At 40.6% G+C, this 21,420-nt stretch carries 22 protein-coding genes; 15 read left to right on the forward strand and 7 right to left on the reverse strand.

What is annotated here, in order from left to right; genetic code table 11:
- Positions 1–152 precede the first annotated feature (152 nt).
- The 12 genes from gltB to ND811_RS08480 all read left to right on the forward strand — a co-directional run bounded on the left by gltB (position 153) and on the right by ND811_RS08480 (position 15,476).
- On the forward strand, positions 153–4,730 hold the full coding sequence (gltB, locus tag ND811_RS08425; RefSeq protein ID WP_265351804.1) for a glutamate synthase large subunit: 4,578 nt from the start codon (positions 153–155) through the stop codon (positions 4,728–4,730).
- The gene (locus ND811_RS08430; protein ID WP_265351803.1) at positions 4,723–6,165 is read left to right on the forward strand and encodes a glutamate synthase subunit beta; all 1,443 of its coding nucleotides are present in this window, start codon (positions 4,723–4,725) and stop codon (positions 6,163–6,165) included. Before gltB ends, ND811_RS08430 begins: the two co-directional genes overlap by 8 nt.
- Positions 6,166–6,376: 211 nt before the next feature.
- The gene (locus ND811_RS08435) at positions 6,377–7,348 is read left to right on the forward strand and encodes an LA_0442/LA_0875 N-terminal domain-containing protein (protein WP_265351802.1); all 972 of its coding nucleotides are present in this window, start codon (positions 6,377–6,379) and stop codon (positions 7,346–7,348) included.
- Between the two features lie 192 nt (positions 7,349–7,540).
- A complete protein-coding gene (gene ccoN, locus ND811_RS08440; RefSeq protein ID WP_035983516.1) occupies positions 7,541–8,971 on the forward strand; it encodes a cytochrome-c oxidase, cbb3-type subunit I in 1,431 nt (476 codons plus the stop codon).
- Positions 8,971–9,666, forward strand: a complete 696-nt coding sequence (ccoO, locus tag ND811_RS08445; protein ID WP_265351801.1) for a cytochrome-c oxidase, cbb3-type subunit II — start codon at positions 8,971–8,973, stop codon at positions 9,664–9,666. The genes ccoN and ccoO overlap by 1 nt, the downstream gene beginning before the upstream one ends.
- 4 nt (positions 9,667–9,670) lie before the next feature.
- Positions 9,671–9,820: a hypothetical protein gene (locus tag ND811_RS08450; RefSeq protein ID WP_004788227.1), complete on the forward strand. Its 150-nt coding sequence runs from the start codon at positions 9,671–9,673 to the stop codon at positions 9,818–9,820.
- Between the two features lie 5 nt (positions 9,821–9,825).
- Positions 9,826–10,356 carry a c-type cytochrome gene (locus tag ND811_RS08455; RefSeq protein ID WP_265351800.1) on the forward strand — a complete coding sequence of 177 codons (531 nt, stop codon included), beginning with the start codon at positions 9,826–9,828 and terminating at the stop codon, positions 10,354–10,356.
- Position 10,357: 1 nt separating this feature from the next.
- Positions 10,358–11,677 (forward strand): cytochrome c oxidase accessory protein CcoG, encoded by a 1,320-nt coding sequence (gene ccoG / locus ND811_RS08460; protein ID WP_265351799.1) that lies wholly within the window; start codon positions 10,358–10,360, stop codon positions 11,675–11,677.
- Positions 11,677–12,174, forward strand: a complete 498-nt coding sequence (locus ND811_RS08465; RefSeq protein WP_265351798.1) for a FixH family protein — start codon at positions 11,677–11,679, stop codon at positions 12,172–12,174. The genes ccoG and ND811_RS08465 overlap by 1 nt, the downstream gene beginning before the upstream one ends.
- Positions 12,171–14,633, forward strand: a complete 2,463-nt coding sequence (locus ND811_RS08470; RefSeq protein ID WP_265351797.1) for a heavy metal translocating P-type ATPase — start codon at positions 12,171–12,173, stop codon at positions 14,631–14,633. Before ND811_RS08465 ends, ND811_RS08470 begins: the two co-directional genes overlap by 4 nt.
- Positions 14,615–14,812 (forward strand): cbb3-type cytochrome oxidase assembly protein, encoded by a 198-nt coding sequence (locus ND811_RS08475; RefSeq protein ID WP_265351796.1) that lies wholly within the window; start codon positions 14,615–14,617, stop codon positions 14,810–14,812. The genes ND811_RS08470 and ND811_RS08475 overlap by 19 nt, the downstream gene beginning before the upstream one ends.
- Positions 14,790–15,476, forward strand: a complete 687-nt coding sequence (locus ND811_RS08480) for a sulfite exporter TauE/SafE family protein (RefSeq protein WP_265351795.1) — start codon at positions 14,790–14,792, stop codon at positions 15,474–15,476. Before ND811_RS08475 ends, ND811_RS08480 begins: the two co-directional genes overlap by 23 nt.
- Positions 15,477–15,524: 48 nt before the next feature.
- Here the strand turns inward: ND811_RS08480 and ND811_RS08485 are convergent, their stop codons facing one another.
- The 7 genes from ND811_RS08485 to ND811_RS08515 all read right to left on the reverse strand — a co-directional run bounded on the left by ND811_RS08485 (position 15,525) and on the right by ND811_RS08515 (position 18,809).
- Positions 15,525–15,812 (reverse strand): hypothetical protein, encoded by a 288-nt coding sequence (locus ND811_RS08485; protein WP_265351794.1) that lies wholly within the window; start codon positions 15,810–15,812, stop codon positions 15,525–15,527.
- Between the two features lie 133 nt (positions 15,813–15,945).
- Complete coding sequence (locus tag ND811_RS08490) at positions 15,946–16,209, reverse strand: hypothetical protein (protein ID WP_265351793.1); 264 nt, start codon at positions 16,207–16,209, stop codon at positions 15,946–15,948.
- Positions 16,190–16,714 carry an RNA polymerase sigma factor gene (locus ND811_RS08495; RefSeq protein ID WP_265351792.1) on the reverse strand — a complete coding sequence of 175 codons (525 nt, stop codon included), beginning with the start codon at positions 16,712–16,714 and terminating at the stop codon, positions 16,190–16,192. Before ND811_RS08495 ends, ND811_RS08490 begins: the two co-directional genes overlap by 20 nt.
- A gap of 3 nt (positions 16,715–16,717) precedes the next feature.
- A complete protein-coding gene (locus ND811_RS08500; protein WP_265351791.1) occupies positions 16,718–17,170 on the reverse strand; it encodes a Spy/CpxP family protein refolding chaperone in 453 nt (150 codons plus the stop codon).
- 97 nt (positions 17,171–17,267) lie between these two features.
- Positions 17,268–17,648, reverse strand: coding sequence for a TIGR04452 family lipoprotein (locus ND811_RS08505; protein WP_265351790.1), 381 nt, complete (start codon positions 17,646–17,648; stop codon positions 17,268–17,270).
- A 92-nt stretch (positions 17,649–17,740) separates the two neighbouring features.
- Positions 17,741–18,421: an SH3 domain-containing protein gene (locus ND811_RS08510; protein WP_265377420.1), complete on the reverse strand. Its 681-nt coding sequence runs from the start codon at positions 18,419–18,421 to the stop codon at positions 17,741–17,743.
- 37 nt (positions 18,422–18,458) lie between these two features.
- A complete protein-coding gene (locus ND811_RS08515) occupies positions 18,459–18,809 on the reverse strand; it encodes a hypothetical protein (RefSeq protein ID WP_407658884.1) in 351 nt (116 codons plus the stop codon).
- Positions 18,810–18,877: 68 nt separating this feature from the next.
- Between ND811_RS08515 and ND811_RS08520 the strand changes: the two genes are divergently transcribed.
- The 3 genes from ND811_RS08520 to ND811_RS08530 all read left to right on the forward strand — a co-directional run bounded on the left by ND811_RS08520 (position 18,878) and on the right by ND811_RS08530 (position 21,418).
- Entirely contained in the window at positions 18,878–20,281 is a 1,404-nt protein-coding gene (locus ND811_RS08520) for an aspartate ammonia-lyase (protein ID WP_265351788.1), read from the forward strand.
- An 80-nt stretch (positions 20,282–20,361) separates the two neighbouring features.
- Entirely contained in the window at positions 20,362–20,730 is a 369-nt protein-coding gene (locus ND811_RS08525; protein ID WP_265351787.1) for a response regulator, read from the forward strand.
- 52 nt (positions 20,731–20,782) lie between these two features.
- The gene (locus tag ND811_RS08530) at positions 20,783–21,418 is read left to right on the forward strand and encodes a lytic transglycosylase domain-containing protein (protein WP_265351786.1); all 636 of its coding nucleotides are present in this window, start codon (positions 20,783–20,785) and stop codon (positions 21,416–21,418) included.
- Positions 21,419–21,420 lie beyond the last annotated feature (2 nt).

The following is a 21,420-nucleotide window of genomic DNA, read 5'->3' on the forward strand; positions in this document are numbered from 1 at the left end:
TTATGTAAAAATAGACTGACTGCTTGTAGTTTGTACATTTTCTGGTGTTTGACTTTGCCTAAAAATAAATCATTTTGCTGAAAACAAAATAATTGGACAGTACACCCAAATTCAAAAACAAGGTACAGTAATTGCTTTAGAGTAGGGTACGTATGTCAAAATCCAACCAACCACCCATCCTTCCGCCACTTGGCCCACAGGCCCAAGGTATGTATGATCCTGCCTTGGATAAAGATTCCTGTGGTGTTGGTTTTATCGCAAATTATAAAGGCAAACGTTCCCGCGATATCGTCGACAAAGGGATCCGCCTGATGTGCAATTTAGAGCACAGAGGGGCCGAAGGGGCCGATCCAAAAACCGGTGACGGTGCTGGGATCATGATCAATATCCCGGATGCATTTTTTAGAAAGAATCTGCCCTTCACTTTGCCAAAAGAAGGCGACTATGCGGTGGGATTTTTGTTTTTACCGCAAAACACAGAAGCCCGCACTGCGGTGGAAAACGTAATTGAAAAAATCATCGTGGACGAAGGGGAAGAGTTTCTTGGATTTCGCGATGTTCCCATTAACAAAGAATATGCGGGTGTAGTTGCATCCAAAACACTTCCAGTTTTCAAACAAGTATTCATAGGTAAAAAATCCAAAAAAAACAAAACTTCTGACGATTTCGAAAGAAAACTATTTCTCATCCGTCGCCTCATTGACAGACGAATCCGAACTGAAATGAAACTAGATCGTTCTCAGTACTACGTACCTAGTTTTTCCTCTCGCACCATCGTTTACAAAGGGATGTTACTTGGTGACCAAGTCAAAAAATTCTACGAGGATTTAAAATCTCCTGATTTAACTTCTGCGTTTTGTTTGACTCACACAAGGTTTTCGACTAACACCTTCCCTACTTGGGATTTGGCACACCCTTACCGCCAAATTGCGCACAACGGAGAAATAAACACTTTACGTGGGAATATGAACTGGATGGCCGCTCGCCAAATGGTGATGCAATCTCCTCTTTATGGTGATGAACTCCGCCGTATGCTTCCGATTGTGATGGAAGGTCAGTCTGATACTGCAACATTTGATACAGTACTTGAATTACTAGTAATGGGAGGAAGGTCTCTTCCACATGCTGTGATGATGATGATTCCAGAAGCTTGGTCTAAAAACAAAGCAATGGATGCCGACAGACGCGCATTCTACGAATATCATGCAACATTTATGGAACCTTGGGATGGACCTGCTGCGATTGCCTTCACAGATGGTAGAATCATTGGCGCAACCCTTGATCGAAATGGTCTTCGCCCAGCGCGTTACATCGTTACTAAAGACGATGAAGTCATCATGTCTTCTGAGGCAGGTGTTCTCAATCTTCCTCCAGAAGAAGTTTTAGTCCAAGACCGCCTTCGTCCAGGCCGTATGCTTCTCATCGATATGGAAAAAGGCCAAATCCTTGACGATGAAGAAATCAAAAAACAAATCGCTACCCAAAAACCATATCGTAAATGGGTAGAAGACAATATGATTCGTCTGGGTTCATTGCCAGATCCAGAGAACGTTAAACAACCACAACACGAAACCATTTTGGAACGCCAAAGAGCATTTGGTTACACTCATGAAGATGTGTTTACAATCATCAAACCTATGGGTGTCTCTGGAGAAGAACCGATAGGCTCAATGGGGGTTGACTCTGCCCTTGCTGTTTTAAGTGAAAAACCACAACCCCTATTCCGTTATTTCAAACAAAACTTTGCACAAGTTACCAACCCACCCATTGACCCAATCCGGGAAGAACTGGTGATGGAACTCACTACCTATATTGGACCGGAAGGTAATCTTCTTTCAGAAGAGCCAGAACATGCTCACCGTTTGGAATTGGAACACCCGATTCTTACCAACGAAGATTTCGAAAAAATCAAACAAATCAGCGAAGGCCATTTCAAAGCAAAAACTTTTGAGATCCTTTTTGATCCATCTAAAAAACATGATATGAGAAACTCTCTTGATCGTGTTTGTGCCGATGCTGCCAAAGCGGTTCGGGAACAAGGTGTAAACCTCATCATCTTAACTGACCACGGTGTCGGTGAAAGAAAAGCTGCCATCCCATCACTTCTTGCAGTAGCAGGACTTCACCACTATTTGATCCGTGAAGGCCTTCGTACTCGTGCAGGTATTGTTTTGGAATCAGGGGAACCTAGAGAAGTAGCCCACTTTGCTTTGTTATGTGGTTATGGCGCTAATGCTATCAACCCGTACTTGGCATTTGAAACCATTGCTGATCTTTCGCAACAAGGTCTACTCCCAGAAGTTCCTAATTACAAGGATGCAAAAAAGAAATACATAAAATCCATTGGAAAAGGACTATTCAAAGTATTCTCTAAAATGGGAATTTCCACATTACAATCGTATTGTGGTGCTCAAATTTTTGAGGCAGTGGGACTTGATTCTGAGTTGGTGAATACTTACTTTGCAGGGACACAATCTAGAATTGAGGGACTTTCTCTTGAGATGTTAGAAGAAGAAACCGTTCGCCGCCACAAAGCAGCTTACGATCCTACTTTTTTCCCAAACAACTTGGAACCAGGCGGAGTACACTATTATCGTAAAAATGGAGATAGCCATCTCTATACACCGATCACAGTTCATAAACTTCAAAAAGCAACACAAGACAACGACTACAAAGTATTCAAAGAGTTCTCTAGTCTCATCGACAACCAAAACGAAAAGGCAATTACTTTACGAAGTTTGTTCCAACTTGATTTTGAAGGATCCAAAGCAATCCCGATCGAAGAAGTAGAGTCTGTAAAATCCATTCTCAAACGTTTCCAAACAGGAGCCATGAGTCATGGTTCCATTTCTTGGGAAGCACATACAACGCTTGCCATTGCGATGAACCGAATCGGTGCTAAATCGAACACAGGGGAAGGGGGAGAAGATCCAGTTAGGTTTAAAACCTTGCCTAATGGAGATAGCATGCGTTCGGCGATCAAGCAGGTTGCTTCTGCTAGGTTTGGTGTGACTATGGAATACCTCACCAATGCAGATGATATCCAAATCAAAATGGCACAGGGCGCAAAACCAGGAGAAGGTGGACAGCTCCCAGGGCACAAAGTAGACAAATACATTGGATGGCTTCGTTATTCCACTCCTGGTGTGACTCTCATCTCCCCTCCTCCTCACCATGATATTTATTCTATCGAAGATCTAAAACAGTTGATCTTTGATTTAAAAAATTCCAACCCAAGAGCACGGGTTTCGGTGAAACTCGTTTCTGAATCTGGGGTAGGAACCGTGGCTGCCGGTGTGGCAAAAGCCCACGCGGACCATATTCTTATCGCAGGCCATGAAGGGGGAACTGGGGCAAGCCCAATTTCCTCAATCCACCATGCAGGAACCCCTTGGGAACTTGGACTTTCGGAAACCCACCAAACTCTTGTTGCCAACGGACTTCGTGACCGTGTGTATCTGGCTGTGGATGGAAAACTCCTCACAGGAAAAGACGTAGTTGTAGGAGCTCTCCTCGGTGCGGAAGAGTTTGGGTTCTCCACTTCCGCACTTGTCTCTGTAGGTTGTATCATGATGCGTAAATGCCACTTGAATACTTGTCCTGTAGGTGTTGCGACCCAAGACGAATTCTTAAGAAGTAAATTTACCGGTAAACCAGAGTATGTTGTGAACTTTATGACTTTTGTGGCGGAAGAAGTTCGTGAGATTATGGCCAAACTTGGATTTAGAACCTTTGAAGAAATGATTGGCCAAGTAGAAAAAATCAAATTCAAACGACCTCACCACCATTGGAAGGCTCGTGGTCTTGACTTTAGTAAAGTGCTCCATAGACCAACTCCTGTGTTCCCCACAGGACTCTATCGTGCCAAAGAACAAAACCACCACTTGGATGAACAAATTGATAACGAACTGATTCGAAAGTCACTGGCTGCCATTGACCACAAACAACCAGTGAAAATCAAAACATCCATTGTAAACTTAAACCGTTCTGTGGGGACCATGTTAAGTCATGAAGTGACTAAAAAATATGGTGTGGATGGTTTGTCGGAAGACACGATCGATATCGAATTTACGGGAACCGCAGGACAGTCGTTTGGTGCATTTGTGACCAAAGGAATGACCCTTCGTCTCATCGGAGAAGGAAATGACTATGTAGGGAAAGGTCTTTGCGGAGGAAAACTCATCTTCCAAACTCCCAAAAATGCTCCTTACAAAGCAGAAGAAAACATCGTTATTGGGAATACTTGTTTCATTGGAGCTACCAGTGGAAATGCGTATGTCAACGGAATTGCAGGAGAAAGATTCTGCGTTCGTAACTCCGGTGCTCATGTCATCGTTGAAGGAACAGGAGATCACGGTTGTGAATACATGACAGGGGGACGGGTCATCATCCTTGGAGACATTGGGCGTAACTTTGCTGCTGGTATGTCTGGTGGGATTGCTTACCTTTGGGATCCAAAGAAAAACAAAGAAGCGCTCATCAACAAAGAGATGGTCGACTTAGATCCGTTAACTGATGCATCAGAAATTGCAGAAGTCAAAAAAATGGTAGAAGATCATAAAACGTATACGGGTTCCAAAAGAGCAGAGGAAGTGCTGAAAGATTGGAATACAGTTGTAAAACAAATGATCAAAGTCATACCAAGAGATTATAAAAAAGCTCTAGAAAAGATAGCTGAAGAAAATGCATCAGGAAAAGCAAACAAAGAGGGGGTAACAGCTCGTGGGTAAACCAACAGGATTTTTAGAATTTAAAAAAGAATACCTTCAAAAGATTGAACCGAAGGAACGAGTTAAAAACTACAAAGAGTTTGAGAAACCTTTTCCTGAAGCTATTGCCAAAGACCAAGGTGCTCGTTGTATGGACTGCGGGATCCCTTTTTGCCACGGCGAAACAGGTTGTCCTGTCGATAACCTGATCCCTGAATTCAATGACTTTGTATATCGAGGTCGCTTTCAGGAAGCTTGGGAAAATCTTTCTAAAACTAATAACTTCCCTGAATTCACAGGAAGGCTCTGCCCTGCTCCGTGCGAATCGGCTTGTACTTTAGGAATCATAGAACCACCTGTTTCTATCAAGTCGATTGAAAGAACCATTATTGATCGGGCTTGGGAAGAAGGTTGGGTCATCCCACAACCTCCGACTTCTAAATCCGGGAAAAAAGTAGCGGTAGTAGGTTCAGGTCCAGCAGGACTTGCTGCAGGACAGCAGTTAGCTCGTGCTGGCCACACGGTCACTATCTTTGAAAAAAACGACCGTATTGGTGGTCTACTCCGTTACGGAATCCCCGATTTCAAAATGGAAAAAAGACATATTGACCGACGTGTCAAACAGATGGAAGCGGAAGGTGTTACTTTCAAAACCAATGTCAATGTAGGTATTGATATCACCGCAAAACAATTACTCGCTGATTTTGACGCCGTGGTACTTGCTTGTGGATCAGAAGTTCCAAGAGACTTACCCGTAGAAGGTAGAAACAGTAAAGGTGTTCACTTTGCAATGGAGTTTTTGTCCAAAAACAACAAACACGTAGCAGGTGATGACCTAGAAATCATTAATGCCAAAGACAAACATGTGATTGTCATCGGTGGTGGTGATACTGGATCTGATTGTGTAGGAACTTCCAACCGTCATGGGGCAAAATCCGTCACACAAATCGAACTTTTCCCAGAACCGCCGAAAGAAAGAGACTCCTCCACACCTTGGCCACTCTATCCAAAAATGCTACGCACTTCCACTTCACACGAAGAAGGTGTAAATCGTAAATGGGCTGTTTCCACTATGGGTTTTAAATCCAATGATAAAGGGGAAGTCACTGCGATTTACGGATCCGAAGTCAAAGAAGAAAATGGGAAGTTTCATCCAATTCCTGGAACTGAATTTGAATGGCCTGCCGATTTAGTTTTCTTAGCGATGGGATTTGTAAACCCAATCAAAGAAGGATTACTTGCCGATTTACAAAAAGAAGGATTGGAACTAGACGGACGTGGGAATGTCAAAGCAGATTTCGGAACTAAACCGGGATCTTTCGCCACATCTGTACCTAAAGTATATGCTTGCGGAGACGTAAGACGAGGACAATCCCTCATTGTTTGGGCCATTTCGGAAGGTAGGAAGTGTGCGGACCAAGTCCACCACTTTCTAATGCAAGAAGTAGAGGCGTAAAAAACCTCTACGGCTCACTGGCCACATTTGGAACATACTTTATCATAACATGGATAATTTATTTCCAACTGTGGTTTGGCTTTAGGATCGTCTTTTACAAAAAAATTCTTGCCTAACTTCCAAATTGCAAAAATGATTGGAGAGACCAATTGAAACGTAGCAAGTAACACTATAGAGATTGTTATATAATATTCCAACACTTGAGATACCCTTGAAACTGACTATTACACAATTCATCAAAATCGCAACACTTTTGGTAGTGCTCACAGGAAACCTATCCGCAGAGAACATTCTCCTCAAAAAAGGGGGAACTCTCCAAGGAAAGGTAATCGAACAAGACCAATACAAGCTAAAAATTCGAAAAGAAGACGGAACCACAGTTGTTCTAAATAAAACCGATATCTTAAAAGTAGTTTACAAAGACCACCTAACTGCTGCAGAGGAAGACAAACTCAGAAAAGCAGAAGAAGACAAAGAAAGACTTAAAAAAGAAAAAGAAGAAGCTGCAAAACTCAAAAAAGAGCAGGAAGAAGCTGCGAAACAAGAAAAAGAGTTGGCTGCAAAAAATGCAACTGCAGAAGCCGAGGAAAAACGGAAAAAGGAAGAAGAAGCAAGGCTTGCTGAAGCGGATCGAAAAAACCTAACAAAAGCAGGTGCAGCCTGGAGATCCGCAGTTCTTCCTGGTTGGGGCCAATGGAAACAAGGCAGAAAAGTACAAGCCATTGTTTACCCTTCTATCATTGCCGTTGGACTCTTTTTCACATATGACAAACATCGTATGTATTTGAATGCCAAACGAGACTACAACAACTTAGATAACCCTTACACAACCAACGGATACTTTCGAGCCGCTTTTTCTCCACAAACAGCAGCCACAGTTTCCCCTGCAGAAGCTGTAGTCTCAAGTCAACTTGGTCCCTTCAAAGGACAGAGAGAATCGGTAGAACGACACTACCGTGATATGCAATACATTGGTATTGCTACCCTACTTGTTTATTTCTGGAATATCTTTGATGCTTATTACTTCCATCCGACAGGTTCTGGACTTGCAGAGGAAGACACTAGAAAAGAAAAATTCTTTATGCGCTCTACAGTAGACCGCATTGGATACCACCCTACTGCGATTGCCGGAGATCGTGGCATCGAACATCGTACACAATTAGGATATGAATTGACTTTCTAACTACTGTTAGAAAGTCTGCCCCTTTAACTCCTCCAATTAGACTCAGTCTAAGTCTCAATGCCTCCCTTGACAAAAATCAAGGGGGGATTCTAAGAACCACATTCTGTTTTTCTTTCTTTTCTTCGTCACTTTATAGACAAAGGAATTAGTTCTCTATATAAATGGAACTGATAAAGATTAAGGAGAGAAACATTGGCTACGGAAAAAACTCAATATGACGATTTTATCGTAAAAGGGTTTATCATTTCAGCGTTAGTCTGGGGCGTTGCATCAATGACATTTGGTGTCATTATTGCCTTCCAGCTTGTATATCCACAGCTGAATTTGGAATTACCTTGGACGAGCTTCGGAAGGTTACGACCTCTACATACCAATGCAGCCATTTTTGGATTCGCGTTGAGTGTTATCTTCGCCACAGCCTACCATACGGTACAAAGATTGTGTCGAACAAGAATGTGGAACGACACACTTTCCAAAATACACCTGGCACTGTATAACCTAACAATTGTCCTTGCAGCAATTACATTACCACTTGGATACAGCCAATCAAAAGAATATGCCGAATTAGAATGGCCTATCGATTTATTGATTGTTGTATGGTATGTAATTTTCTTTGCAAACTATTTGATGACGGTAATCAAAAGAAAAGAAGAACAAATGTATGTAGCTATTTGGTTCTACATCGCTTCCTTTGTAACAGTTCCACTTCTTTTTATCGTAAACAACATTGTGATCCCAGCTGGACTTTTAAAATCCTACTCGGTATACGCAGGTGTGTTTGATGCCAACATCCAATGGTGGTATGGACACAACGCAGTAGCCTTTGTTCTTACGACTCCGTTCTTGGGACTTATGTACTATTACCTCCCAAAACACATCAAACAACCCATTTACTCACATAGACTTTCGATCATCCATTTCTGGTCGTTAATCTTTATTTATATTTGGGCAGGCCCGCACCATTTACTTTATTCTCCAATTCCAGAGTGGTTACAAACAACAGGGATGGTTTTCTCCATCATGTTATGGATGCCTTCTTGGGGTGGTATGTTAAACGGATTCCTCACGCTGACCCAAGCAAAAGACAAAATCAAAGTAGACGCTACCCTCAAAATGATGTTAGCTGCTGTAACTTTCTACGGTATGTCCACATTTGAAGGTCCACTTCTTTCCATTCGTGCCGTTTCCGCTCTTGGACACAACACTGACTGGATCATTGGTCACGTTCACTCAGGAACTCTTGGTTGGGTTGGATTTATGTCAGCTGCAGCACTTTATTACTTAGTTCCAAGACTTTGGAATGCGAACCTATATAGCGAAAAACTTGCCAATGCACACTTCTGGCTCGGGACTCTTGGTATCCTACTCTACATCATCTCCATGTGGGTATCTGGAATTACTGAAGGATCTATGTGGCGAGCAGTTGGCGAAAATGGCGAACTCGTTTATAAAGACTGGGTAGAAATTGTTGAGTTCTTAAAACCATTCAGACTATTCCGTGCGATCGGAGGAACACTCTATCTCACAGGAATTATACTAATGGTATATAATTTCATCAAAACCATTCAAAACAAAGACAGTGGGTTTGTAGAACAAGACTTACGTATAGGAGTGAAATCATAATGTTTGGATTTAACAAATTCTTAGATTGGTTTTCTGAAGTTGCAGACCATTGGGATACAAAAGGGGTTAAGTTTACTCTATATACAACGATTGCCGTTGTGATTGGTGGACTTTTCGAACTAATCCCGCCGTTTTTCCTTACAAAAACGGTAACTCCCATTTCAACTGTGAAACCATACTCCGCATTAGAACTTGCGGGTCGTGACACTTACCAAAGAGAAGGTTGTATCGGATGTCATACACAAATGGTTCGACCATTCAAATGGGAAGTAGATCGTTTTGATCCCACTAAGGCTTACGGACGAACTGGATATTCAAAAGGTGGAGAGTATGTTTATGACCATCCATTCCTTTGGGGATCCAAAAGAACAGGTCCAGACTTAGCTCATGAATCTCAAATGCTTCGTTCTGATGAGTGGCATAAAAACCATTTGATCAACCCAAGAACAGTAGGTGGCGTACCAAACTCTGTGATGCCAGCATACCCTTGGTTATTCGAAGAATCTCATAAAGTTGATGTAGAACAAGTAGTGGCTAACATGAAAGCTCTTAAAGCAATCGGAGTTCCTTACACTGAAGAAGACTTTGCTAATGCGCCATCACTTCTAAAGGACAAAACCGAAGGAGAGGCACTTGTAGCTTATTTGCAAAAACTAGGAAGAGATTCGGCTGAGTTGCAAAAAGGTATGAAGTAAAATCATGAACGATGCAGATATTCTACTCGTTTATAAAAGTTTGAGATTGCCGGTCCTTGTGATCGCAATCTCTTACATCACCTACTACGTTTATAAAAAACGTACAAAAGACGAAATGGAGAAACCCAAGTATAGAATGCTTGAGGAGGATTAATACGAATGAAAGAACCAAAAGAAGTAGACGGAATCTTCCAAGCCGACAATCCCATGCCCACTTGGTGGAAATTGGTATGGCTGATCAGTATCATCGTTTCCATCGGTTACGTTGTATACTTTCACTGGTATTCTGAATGGCCACAAGAGGTTGCGTTTGAAAAAGAAGTTGCAGAACACGAAGCTCAATTTCCAGCAAAACAAGCAATTGTTGCAAATACAGAAGACGGATCAAACCCTTATCGTGACGATGCAGTTGCGATTAAAGAAGGTGAAAGCACTTACAAACAAATTTGTTCTGCTTGCCACGGCCCAACAGCGGAAGGTGCAGTAGGACCAAGTCTTGTGGACAAAGATTGGATTCATGGAAACACTGATAAAGAAGTGTTTAACAACATCATGAAAGGAATTGGACCAGAAAGACAAAAACTCAACCGAGGTGGAATGCCAGCTTGGGAAGGTTTAGGTGCTGAAAAAGTTTATGCTGTCATGGCATGGCTTGCAACTAAAAACAGTAGTTTGGTAAAGGCAAAGTAAAATGATCATTTCAAGACCACAGACAGGAAAAGTAAGGACACGAAGAAACTTTGTAATGAGTTTTCTCGTAGGTTTATTTTTAATCGCTCCTTGGGTGGTGTTACCGGAAGGTAGCCCTCTCATTCGATTGGACATCCCACGCAGGGTGTTTCACTTGTTCGGTGGTCTTTTTATCCCGCAGGAAGGACTGATCTTATGGTTTTTCCTTCTCACGATGGGACTTTCGCTTTTCTTTTTCACCTCCGTCATTGGCCGTGTTTGGTGTGGATGGGGGTGTCCTCAAACAATCTACACCGATCTTTTCGATCGAATTGGTCGGTTTGTTTTAGATTCAAAATATGGGAAAAAGGATGCCTCGATCGTAGGCAAATACACTGTTTATTTTCTCTGGATTGTTGTTTCATTTATCGCTTCTTTTCATTGGATAGGCTATTTTGTTAGCCCATACGAAATGTTATCCGACTATGTTAACTTTTCATTTGTAAACCAAACATACTTTTATTTTACATTATTTTTTACGGCAGCAATGTTTATCGATATCGGATTTATCCGAGAACAATTCTGTCGTTATGCTTGTCCTTACGCAAGATTTCAAACCCTCCTTATGGATGAACATTCTTGGAACGTAACTTATGACTTTAAACGAGGTGAACCTCGAAGGGACGGGAAAACCAAAATTGGGGATTGTATCTCCTGCAATATGTGTGTGGTGGTCTGCCCTACTGGGATCGATATCCGCGATGGTTTACAGGTGGGTTGTGTGGCCTGCGGAAAATGTGTGGATGCCTGTACTTCCATCATGGCAAGAGAAAACAAAAAAACTCTCATTGGATACTTCTCACTTAAACAAATCGAAACAGGGGCAAAAATCAAATGGATCAGACCAAGAACGGTCATTTATGCCATCTTGCTCACAGTGGTTATCACAGGTGCCGTCATTCAACTTGTGACGAGAACTCCTATGTCTATGATTGCGGCATCTAATAAATCAATGCCTCCCATCTTAATTCCAGATAATAAAATCAGAGCTTTTGTTGCACTACGCATTCAAAATATAGCACCGATTGAAAAAGAATTTCAACTTTCGGCATCTGACACAAGACATGGAAAAGAAATCCTAATTCGTTCCGGTGAAGAGAATAACAAGTTCAAATTGGGATCAGGCGAAATCAAAAGTATTTCTGTGGTTTTAGAGACACAGCCCCTCACAGAACAAGAATTAAATGAAGGTTACTTACCTGGCTCCATTGTATTACAAAATGCAGAAGATCCAGACGAACGATTGGAGAAAAAACTCTCCTTAACATTACCAAGGAGGTAATGATGTTTAAAGAATTACACCCCAGCCTACGAAATGCCATGTATGTGGTTCTGATTAGTTTTACCGCACTTGTGGCAGCGACTTTTTATACCATTCGTTTAACCTATAAAAACTTTGAACCAGTAATGGACAAAAATTATTACGAAATTGGTTTGAACTACGAAAAAGCAATAGAAAACCAAAAAGAACTTTTGAAAGAAGGTTATCTGATCAAAACAAACTGGGATAACCAAATCCTACTTCCTATGGGTGAATCAGAAATTTCGGTCCAACTGGAAAAAAATGGTACACAAACTAATAGCAGCGCAAAAACCATGACTGTTTTTTTGGAAAGAAATGCGACTACCAAAAATACCGCACGTTATGATCTAAAACCAACACCAAATGGGTTTGTTGGAAAAATCCCACTATTAGAAAAGGGAACTTGGAATTTACGACTGGTTGCTGACATAGATGGCAAGTCCTTTGAAAGAGAAGGAAAAATTTCTATTAAATGAACGAAACCGTTTCTGATGTAACAAAAACAGAATGTGATCACTGCGGGAATCAGATCCGGTTAGTGAGGATCGAAGCAAAAGTCGGAAATGATACAAAGGTTTTTTGTTGTGAAGGATGTGAAACGGTTTATTCCATCATCAATTCTCTTGGTGGAAGTTATTATTACAACTTAAAAGGAAATACAAAACTCGATCCAGTTCAAATCGAAGACTCGGATGCAGACGTTGAAAACGAACTTGTATACGAAAAGTTTGTCCGTAAGTCAGGAGATTTTTCTGAAGTTTCAATCCAAATCACAAACATTCATTGTTCTGCCTGTGTTTGGATCAATGAAAAAGTTTTAAACGAAGAAGAAGGAATTGTTTCCGCTCAAATAAACTTTGCATCTGGAAGGGCTCGGATTCGATTTGATCGTTCCAAAATTAAAATTTCTCGGATTTTATCTCTCATTCGTGCCATAGGTTATAAACCTGTACTTTTTTCGCCCACAGAAGGTACTCTGGAAAAAACAAAACAATTAAAGACTCTACTCCTCCGCATTGGAGTCGCCGGTTTTTGTTTTGGAAATATCATGATCTTAAGTGTGGCTTTGTATTCTGGTTATTTTACTGGAATAGATTTAGACATCAAACGGCTCTTCCATTACGCATCTTGGGTATTTGCGACACCAGCCTATCTATATTCTGGTTATCCTTTTATGTCTGGGTTTTTAACAAGCATCAGACGAAGAACACTTTCAATGGATTTCCTTCTGTTTTTAGGAATCTCCTTGGCATATTTTTATTCGGTTTATGTAACTCTGACTGATATAGGCGAAGTTTATTTTGATTCCGTAGCGATGATTTACTTCTTTATTTTAATTGGAAAGTACTTCGAAGAAAAAGCCAGGGTGTTTGCTTCGGATAAATTGGAATCCATCCTTTGCAAACTTCCTGAAACTTCAATTCGTGTGACAGAAGCAGGCGAAGATACCATTCCCAGCTCCGAAATCAAAATCGGAGATACCATTCGAGTGGCGCCAGGAAAACGAATCCCAGTCGATGCCATTCTTGTATCCGAACAAACCTATGTGGATGAATCCTTTTTAACAGGAGAATCTTTACCCATTCGAAAAAAGAAAGGCGATACCATTCTTGCTGGCTCTCTTGCTATGGATAACCCGGCTTTAATTATTGCGGGATCCGACTACCACGCCTCTACTCTTTCTTCTCTTAAACTGCGATTAGAGGAAGCCTTACATCTAAAACCAAAATTACAAATCCTAACTGAGCGAATTGCTTCCTACTTTATCACTGTTGTATTTGCATTGGCCTTTCTTTGTTTTTTTGTTTGGTATTATTTGTCCGGTGGAAATTTAGAACAAAGTCTTGTCACGACCATTTCTGTTCTCATTGTTGCTTGTCCTTGTGCCTTGGGAATTTCTGTTCCGACAGCCCTTGTCACAAATCATATCCTCAATGCTGACAAAGGAGTGCTTTTAAAAAATCCATCCGTTGTGGAAGCACTCGCAAAAGCCGATACCATCTTTTTAGATAAAACTGGAACCCTTACAGAAGGGAAGTTTTTAGTAAGACAAGTGTCTGTGAAAGAGGAACACCTACCGCTTGTTTACCGAATAGAAAAAGAGGTTAACCATCCTTTAGCTAAATCTCTGGTAAAGTATTTGCAACCGTTTAGTTCTGTTACCAAACGAGCTGAGTCTATTTTATTATCCAAATTAGAAAACCTTCCAGGAAGAGGAGTCAAAGCCGAGTTAGAAGTGGATTCTAATAACCTTTCAGTTCTTATTGGAAATAAATCCTTACTCGAAAGTGAAAAGATTCCTTTGGAAAATGTACCGGAAGGAGAGGGATCGTTAATTTTACTTGCTGTAGGTGGAATGTATCTAGGGAGTTTTTTACTTGCCGATGAAATCCGTCCTGGGGCTCGTTCCTTTGTTTCTCTTCTCAAACACTTTGTTCCGAATATTTCTATCCTTTCAGGGGACCGATATGCCGCAGTGAAGTATATTGCGGACACCCTTGGCATTGAAAAATATGCATCCGACCTTTCTCCAGAAGACAAAAGAAATCTCATCAGTAAAGCACAAAGCGCAGGAAATGTGGTCATCATGGTGGGAGATGGGATCAACGATAGTTTATCTTTGGCACAAGCAAATGTTTCTATTTCACACACGGAAGCAGAAGACCTCTCTTTAGAAAAATCTGATGTGGTTTTGACTTCTGGAAATTTGAATGGACTTGTCCATTCCCTACTCTCTGCCAAAAAGACAAGAGAAGTCATTCTGCAAAATATCATCATTTCTTTCTGTTATAACTCGATTATGTTACCTCTTGCGATGTTTGGGCTAATGTTACCTGTGATCTGCGCTGTTTTTATGGCGTGTTCCAGCTTGACAGTCCTTCTCAATTCTCTTTCCATAAGATTAAGGATCCCCAAATGGAAGCCCTCTACTTAACAATACCTATGGCAATGTGTATTGCCGCTTTCTTTCTTTATGTCTTTATCACTGCCTTTCGTAAAGGCCAGTTTGAAGACATCGAATCCCCTAAATATAGAATGTTCTTTGAGGAAGAATATCCGCAAGAGAGCCAATCAAAATCAAATTCATCTGATGGACCAACTAGCAAATCTTAGTTTTTTTGGTTCCATATTTGTTTATGGATTTGTAAGCAGTTTTCATTGTTTAGTCATGTGTGGCCCCTTTGTCTCCCTATTGCAAACGGAGAGAGGAAAACATATCCCCATTTATCTTTATCACCTAGGAAGATTCATCTCTTATACCTTCCTTGGTATGGTCTTAGGATTTCTCGGTAAAGGAGCCAATGCCTTGGGAGATTTAACGGCTGTTCGGGGAGTTGCAGGGCTACTCACCTTTTTATTCTTAGTGGTATTTGCCATCCGAACCTATTCAACAAAAACAACCTCCTCCTTTGGATCTTTACCACAAGGCATTCGTAAGTTTTTAGAAAAAATTCGTTCCCGTTTTAGCAAAAATGGACTTGGGTTTGGAATTGGAATGGTAAGTGCCTTACTCCCTTGTGGCGTTTTATATCCTGCCTACGCCGCTTCATTTGCGACAGGTTCCTTATGGAACGGCGGATTTGTGATGTTTTTCTTTTATTTGGGAACAGTTCCGGCCTTAACCGGTCTTGGATGGATTGTTGGCAAGTGGAGACACAAAATTCCTACAAAGTGGATCCCTGCGTTTGGGACGATTGTTATCTTAACTTCTCTCGGTTTTTTACTCTATCGATTGTTCTTCCACACTCATGGAGAATCCTGCGACCACCTATTATAAAGAATTAAGGTTTTTTGTTCCTCTAATCAAAACAGAAAAGCTATCCGACTAAAAACCTCTCCCTCGGAAGTATTTTTCTTTAAAGTGACTTACTAAATCATGATTGATTTTGGGTTCATTATTATTGCCAATCACAGCAATGAGTTTTTTGGCAACATTCCTGTCGTGATTTGCTAACCAACGTCTATACTGGGTATTTAAGTCCGACTCCCCTACTAAAATAACCTCTGTCGGAGACTGCAAAGTTTTTGTGATGTCTTCAAAATCCCAAACATCAGTCTCCACAGGCTTTTCCCATGTTCTAGATTGCATTTGGTCAGATTCGAACTGGATCATCTCGATTCGCTTCTTGTTGAGGTATAGGATGCAGGCGTTCATATTTTCACTTCCCTTACTTAATTATGACGTAAAGAAAAACAAAAACATACTCTTTTTAATAAAAAACTCATGTTCTGATTCATGATAAATGTCAATACATACTCAAACTAACAATTGATTCTGAACTGAGTTCCTCAACCAGATAATGTAAGTTAGTTGTAAGTTCACTCGGCTCCAATACAAACTCATTGTAAGACACTAAACAAAAGAAGGTTACGCAAGCTGCCAAAGTGGCATAAACTTTTCGTTTTATTCTCTCTGTTCGAATTCTAGCTTTGGTTTGCCTTACCAAACGCAATTCAAATTCCGAATCATTTAAAAGTTGTTCCCATTTTTTAGGATTCTTGGAATTCATTTCTTCCTCCTGGTATATTCTTTCGGACCCATTCTTTGGTCCGGAACAAACGTGACTTCACTGTTCCTTCCCGAATCTCTAATTCTTTTGCAATTTCCTCCATTGTCTTACCAGCCAAATAGAGACGTAAGGTCTGGCGGTACTTTTCTGGAATTTGTTTCATCACAGACTCAATCCATTCTTCTTTTTCAAAAGAAGATTCTTCCCTTACCCCAGACAATTGGACTTTGTTCTTAACCAAATATCGTTTTGCTTTCTCTTCTTCGCGTAATCTTTTATCGTTCATCCGAAGGGCTTCATTGCGAGCGATGGTGTAAATCCAAGTAGAAATTTTGGATCTACCATCAAACCCACCCTTTTCCAAAGATTTAAAGACACGAAAGTATACTTCCTGAACGACATCCTCTGTAGAATCATCAAAACGGTCGATGAGGGTATCACCGACCGTTTTTAAAACCAAATGTTTGGTTTCTTTGACTACTGTTTCGAAGTCAAACTCAGGCATTGTTTACTCTTCCGGTGGTTGGTGACGACTTGCGAAACGCTCCACTAAATCAGCAAACTTCTCCCTTTGTTCAGGCTTTAATACAGCATGAAATTCAACGAGCTTAGATTGGAAAAACTTGCGCATTTCTTGGTGACGAGTTTCTCTTTCGATACTCATTTTATCCAACAACTTAGTGTCGATTTTCTCAGACCGAATTTGTGTTGCCATTTCTTTGGCCCAAGATTCGTGTTTCGGTTTCATTTCCTTATGTTTGGCAATGAGTTCCGCCTTGATAGACTCTAATTTTGCTTTTTGTGTATCATCCAAATCTAGTTTAGATGTGAGTTTGGAGGCCACCCACTCGATTCTTTTTTCAAAATCTTTGTGTCCACGGCAATTTCCAAAGGCAAAAGCCATCACCGATACAAGACCGATAGTTGTTGTGATTTTTAAAACTTGTTTGAGAGAGATCATAAAACCTTCCTTGTTTGTTTGGTGAATATGACCCGAAAGAGAAAGGAAGAGTTCCCTACCTTAGAAAAAAATAGGTAGGGAATTTGTTTTTTTTAAATTAAAAACTTGGGAACGGATCTCCTGTTAAGTATCCATCTGTTTTTAAGTCTTGGCAAGACAAGATGTTTGCAATGGCAGAACCAAGTACAAAGCCTTTGAATCCTTTGATATCGGAAACACACTGGTCCACATCAGCTTTCACATAGTATTTAGCGGAATCAATACTGGCTATGTCCGCCGCCACTAAACTGTAAATAGAGATAAACGGTCTACCAACTAAAACAGTTGAATTGATTAGGTCTGTCTGGATCGCTGCATCGGTGATTCTCGAAGCAACCTCGGAACCTTTCTCACGATCGATCGTTGCACCCACTGGATTTAAGACAAGGCAATTGGTTAGCGAAAACGCTAAAGTAACAAACAGAATTTTTTTTAACATATATGTTCCCTTCGATAATGGTTTCACCAAATTTAAATCCTATATACCTTTGCTTCAAGAAAAATCCAAAGAAGGCTTGTAATTAACAACGGTCAATCGCCAACGATAAAAATCGTAAGATACCAATTGTTTTTCTTTTTTTCAAAAAAGGCTCTGTAGTCAAGGGGACTACGTAAAAACCGATCACATACATACCCTGGTTTGCCTTGCGGTGTACATATTTTTTTCCAGTTACAATTACTTTCTTTTTCTAATCGTCTTCCATCCAAATCATCAGCTTCTGCTCTCACAATTTGATAACTGAGTTGTGTGATCGATTTTGATTCTTTAGTAGCATCTTCTCTTACATTTACATTTTTGCCAATAACCAAATAATGAGTGAAGGGATCGTAGTCACCGGGGAACGTTTCGAAAAAATAAGGAGCTACCATTTGACCTTCATTATTTTGGCGAAACCCTAACTTGATCGTTTCTTCCATCAGTTCCCAGAAATTGGACGCAGAAGGTTTTTCTGTTAGTTGGAAGGTTTTTAAAAAATCTTTTTTCCCAGCTTCTCCGCCAAAAGAAAAATGGATGTCTTTGTCGATTACCTCTTCCAAAGCTTTTCGATCTTTTGATTTTAGAATCTTTAAAAATTTAATTTTAAATTCGTTAAAACTTTTTTCCTTCGTAGAATGATCGATAGGTGTTAATGTTTTGGCGGCAAACGGATCACATGGCAGAAGGACAGCTGGAACGAGAAAGGACAAAAGGACGAAACTGTATTTTAGCATAAAACTTGCAAAAAAGATATGCCGTCCTTATAAAGAATCAATTCTTTTTCAACACGTTTACTGCAATACTACATTGTTTTGTGAATCCTAGATTTTCACGAATTTCTTCCAAGGAAAGTTTTTTCCGTTTGAGCTCACAAACTTTCAAAAAAAGTTCGGTATACTCTTTGTCTAATTTTTCACCTTCTTCATCTTCTTCTGTCAATACAAGTTTGGCAATATCGACACAAGACCTTTCCGATTCCGGCAATAATTGAAAGATGGTCTTTACTGTTTCCTCCTTTTGTTTACAGGAAACATTTGTGGGATTTTTTTCTTTTCCGGACAAGGACGAGAAACAAAAAACGATTAAGACGATAGATAAGATTGGGTTTTTCATCATTAGCATGATAAATCTTCTTCCCATTTGGATTTGGTCGAGTATCTTTCGTCCTATCCAATAGAAATTAAAGACCTATGACAAAACCAACACGTAGAGAACACGACCTTTTGGGAGAGCGCGAACTTCCCGCAGATGTATATTGGGGAATCCATACCTTGCGAGCTTTGGAAAATTATCCCATTACCGGAAAAACCATTGGTACCTACCCTGACCTGGTTCGTGCCCTCGCATATATCAAAAAAGCCTCAGCAAAAGCAAACCACGAGCTGGGACAACTCACCAAAGAAACCACCCAAATGATCACAAGTGCCTGCGACAGAATCCTAAACGGGGAATTCCATTCGGAGTTTGTTGTCGATGTCATCCAAGGAGGAGCCGGAACTTCCACGAATATGAATGCCAATGAAGTGATCACAAACATTGCGCTCGAGATGGCTGGGTATTCCAAGGGAGACTACTCCCACTTACATCCCTTGAATGAAGTCAATATGTCCCAAAGTACAAACGATGTTTACCCCACTTCGATCAAAGTAGCTGCAGTATTTGCCATGAAAGGTTTACTAAAAGCTATGGAAGAACTCCAATTGGCTTTCCGTAGAAAATCAGAAGAATTCAAAGATATACTAAAGATAGGGAGAACTCAATTACAAGATGCAGTTCCTATGACTCTTGGGCAAGAGTTTTCCACTTACGATGTTATGTTAGGTGAAGATATTAGCCGATTGAAAGAAGCCACATCCCTTATTGGTGAAATCAATTTAGGTGCTACGGCGATTGGAACGGGGATCAACACCGACATTCGATATTCAAAAATTGTTACCGATATTTTATCAAATGAAACTGGCCTGAGTTTGATCGCAGCACCAAACCTAATTGAAGCCACACAGGACACGGGTGCTTTTGTTCAATTGTCTGGTGTACTCAAACGCATTGCGACTAAGTTATCTAAAATATGTAATGACCTGCGTTTACTTTCCAGCGGCCCCCAAGGCGGGTTTAACGAAATTAATTTGCCAGCAAAGGCAGCAGGCTCTTCTATAATGCCAGGCAAAGTAAACCCTGTCATTCCAGAAGTGGTCAATCAAATTGCTTATGAAGTGATTGGGAATGATATCACCATAACGATGGCAGCAGAAGCCGGACAACTCCAATTAAATGCTTTTGAACCAATTATTGCCCATAGCCTTTTTAAAAGTATTGAACACCTAACCGCTGGTTGTAAAACTTTAGAAATCAATTGTATCAATGGGATCACAGCAAACCGTGAATTATTAGAAAGAAGAGCAAAAACTTCTGCAGGTCTTGCTACCGCCCTCAATCCATATATCGGATATGAAAATGCAACTCTTGTTGCAAAGAAGGCACTGTCAGAGAACCGCTCAGTAGAATCGATTGTTTTGGAACTTGGTTTATTAGAAGAAACTAAATTAAAAGAAATCCTGAGACCTGAGATTCTCACATCACCGCACACACTTTGAAAGATGTTTATTTCTTGCTTTCTTTTAATTTTTTATAAAAATTCGCTCGGATCTCTCTGTTATTTATGAAACATTTAAGTATGGTGTACCTAGTTGAAGATGATGTGATTACCACTTTTCTCATCAAAACTTTGATGGAAAAGTTCTCCTTTACGGATGAAATCCAAGGCTTCCAAAACGGGGAAGAAGCACTAAATGCCCTCCTTAGTGGTTCCCATGACCCAGACATGTTGTTTTTAGATTTGAATATGCCTGTCATGGATGGTTGGGAATTTTTAAAAGCAATTAGCAAACATCCCAAATACGAAAAACTGCCGATCTATATCTTAACCTCCTCTATCGACCCCACCGACAAGGCTCGTTCTGCCGAATTTCCGAATGTCAAAGGGTATCTGGTCAAACCACTTTCCCTCAAAGATTTGCAGTCCATTAAGCCATCCTTGGGCTAATGAGACATATTTTTTTCCTTTAGTTTTTACAAACTCTGACGATCCTTATGGTGTGAGACTTTCTGATATTCCTTCTGTATCTTCTGTTTTGAACCGAATGGAATCTCTTTCCAAACTTTCAGAAAACCCGAAATCACTCGTTTCCTTTCCCGAAGTTTTAGAAAGAGAGTGGAACCTTTCGAAACCGCAAGAAAATCTCCAAACAAAAACACTGGGTGGGAAATCCGAAGGAATTTCTCTCCCCTTCCCCGAAGAACTTGGATCCAAATCCACCAGCTCTCTCCAGGCGGAAACCAAAACCAAAACAAACGATATCTTAGGAACGATCGAATCCATTGCCAAATCCCAAGGGATGGACCCTAACTTAGTGAAGGCGATGGTTAAAGCAGAATCTGGGTTCAAACCCAAAGCAGTTTCTCCAAAAGGTGCGATGGGGCTTATGCAACTGATGCCAGAAACCGCAGAGTCACTCGGAGTAAATGATCCCTTCGATCCAGAAGACAATATTGGCGGTGGAGTGAAATTCTTAAAAGGTCTTATGAAGGAATTCAAAGATCCAGAAAAGGCAATCGCTGCCTATAATGCGGGGCCTGGGGCTGTCAAACGTTACAAAGGGATTCCTCCTTACGAAGAAACACAGAAATACGTAAACAAAGTTAAACGATACTATAAAGACTTTAGCTCGTAAGT

Source organism: Leptospira soteropolitanensis, assembly GCF_026151655.1.
GTDB classification, from domain to species: Bacteria; Spirochaetota; Leptospiria; order Leptospirales; family Leptospiraceae; genus Leptospira_A; species Leptospira_A soteropolitanensis.

Excerpts from the sequence above, each read along its gene's own strand:
- gltB (WP_265351804.1), top strand. The coding sequence starts at position 153 with ATGTCAAAATCCAACCAACCACCCATCCTTCCGCCACTTGGCCCACAG.
- ccoO (WP_265351801.1), top strand. The coding sequence starts at position 8,971 with ATGTTTGGATTTAACAAATTCTTAGATTGGTTTTCTGAAGTTGCAGAC.
- ND811_RS08450 (WP_004788227.1), top strand. The coding sequence starts at position 9,671 with ATGAACGATGCAGATATTCTACTCGTTTATAAAAGTTTGAGATTGCCG.
- ND811_RS08455 (WP_265351800.1), top strand. The coding sequence starts at position 9,826 with ATGAAAGAACCAAAAGAAGTAGACGGAATCTTCCAAGCCGACAATCCC.
- ccoG (WP_265351799.1), top strand. The coding sequence starts at position 10,358 with ATGATCATTTCAAGACCACAGACAGGAAAAGTAAGGACACGAAGAAAC.
- ND811_RS08465 (WP_265351798.1), top strand. The coding sequence starts at position 11,677 with ATGATGTTTAAAGAATTACACCCCAGCCTACGAAATGCCATGTATGTG.
- ND811_RS08470 (WP_265351797.1), top strand. The coding sequence starts at position 12,171 with ATGAACGAAACCGTTTCTGATGTAACAAAAACAGAATGTGATCACTGC.
- ND811_RS08475 (WP_265351796.1), top strand. The coding sequence starts at position 14,615 with ATGGAAGCCCTCTACTTAACAATACCTATGGCAATGTGTATTGCCGCT.
- ND811_RS08480 (WP_265351795.1), top strand. The coding sequence starts at position 14,790 with ATGGACCAACTAGCAAATCTTAGTTTTTTTGGTTCCATATTTGTTTAT.
- ND811_RS08485 (WP_265351794.1), bottom strand. The coding sequence starts at position 15,812 with ATGATCCAGTTCGAATCTGACCAAATGCAATCTAGAACATGGGAAAAG.
- ND811_RS08490 (WP_265351793.1), bottom strand. The coding sequence starts at position 16,209 with ATGAATTCCAAGAATCCTAAAAAATGGGAACAACTTTTAAATGATTCG.
- ND811_RS08495 (WP_265351792.1), bottom strand. The coding sequence starts at position 16,714 with ATGCCTGAGTTTGACTTCGAAACAGTAGTCAAAGAAACCAAACATTTG.
- ND811_RS08500 (WP_265351791.1), bottom strand. The coding sequence starts at position 17,170 with ATGATCTCTCTCAAACAAGTTTTAAAAATCACAACAACTATCGGTCTT.
- ND811_RS08505 (WP_265351790.1), bottom strand. The coding sequence starts at position 17,648 with ATGTTAAAAAAAATTCTGTTTGTTACTTTAGCGTTTTCGCTAACCAAT.
- ND811_RS08510 (WP_265377420.1), bottom strand. The coding sequence starts at position 18,421 with ATGCTAAAATACAGTTTCGTCCTTTTGTCCTTTCTCGTTCCAGCTGTC.
- ND811_RS08515 (WP_407658884.1), bottom strand. The coding sequence starts at position 18,809 with ATGCTAATGATGAAAAACCCAATCTTATCTATCGTCTTAATCGTTTTT.
- ND811_RS08520 (WP_265351788.1), top strand. The coding sequence starts at position 18,878 with ATGACAAAACCAACACGTAGAGAACACGACCTTTTGGGAGAGCGCGAA.
- ND811_RS08525 (WP_265351787.1), top strand. The coding sequence starts at position 20,362 with ATGGTGTACCTAGTTGAAGATGATGTGATTACCACTTTTCTCATCAAA.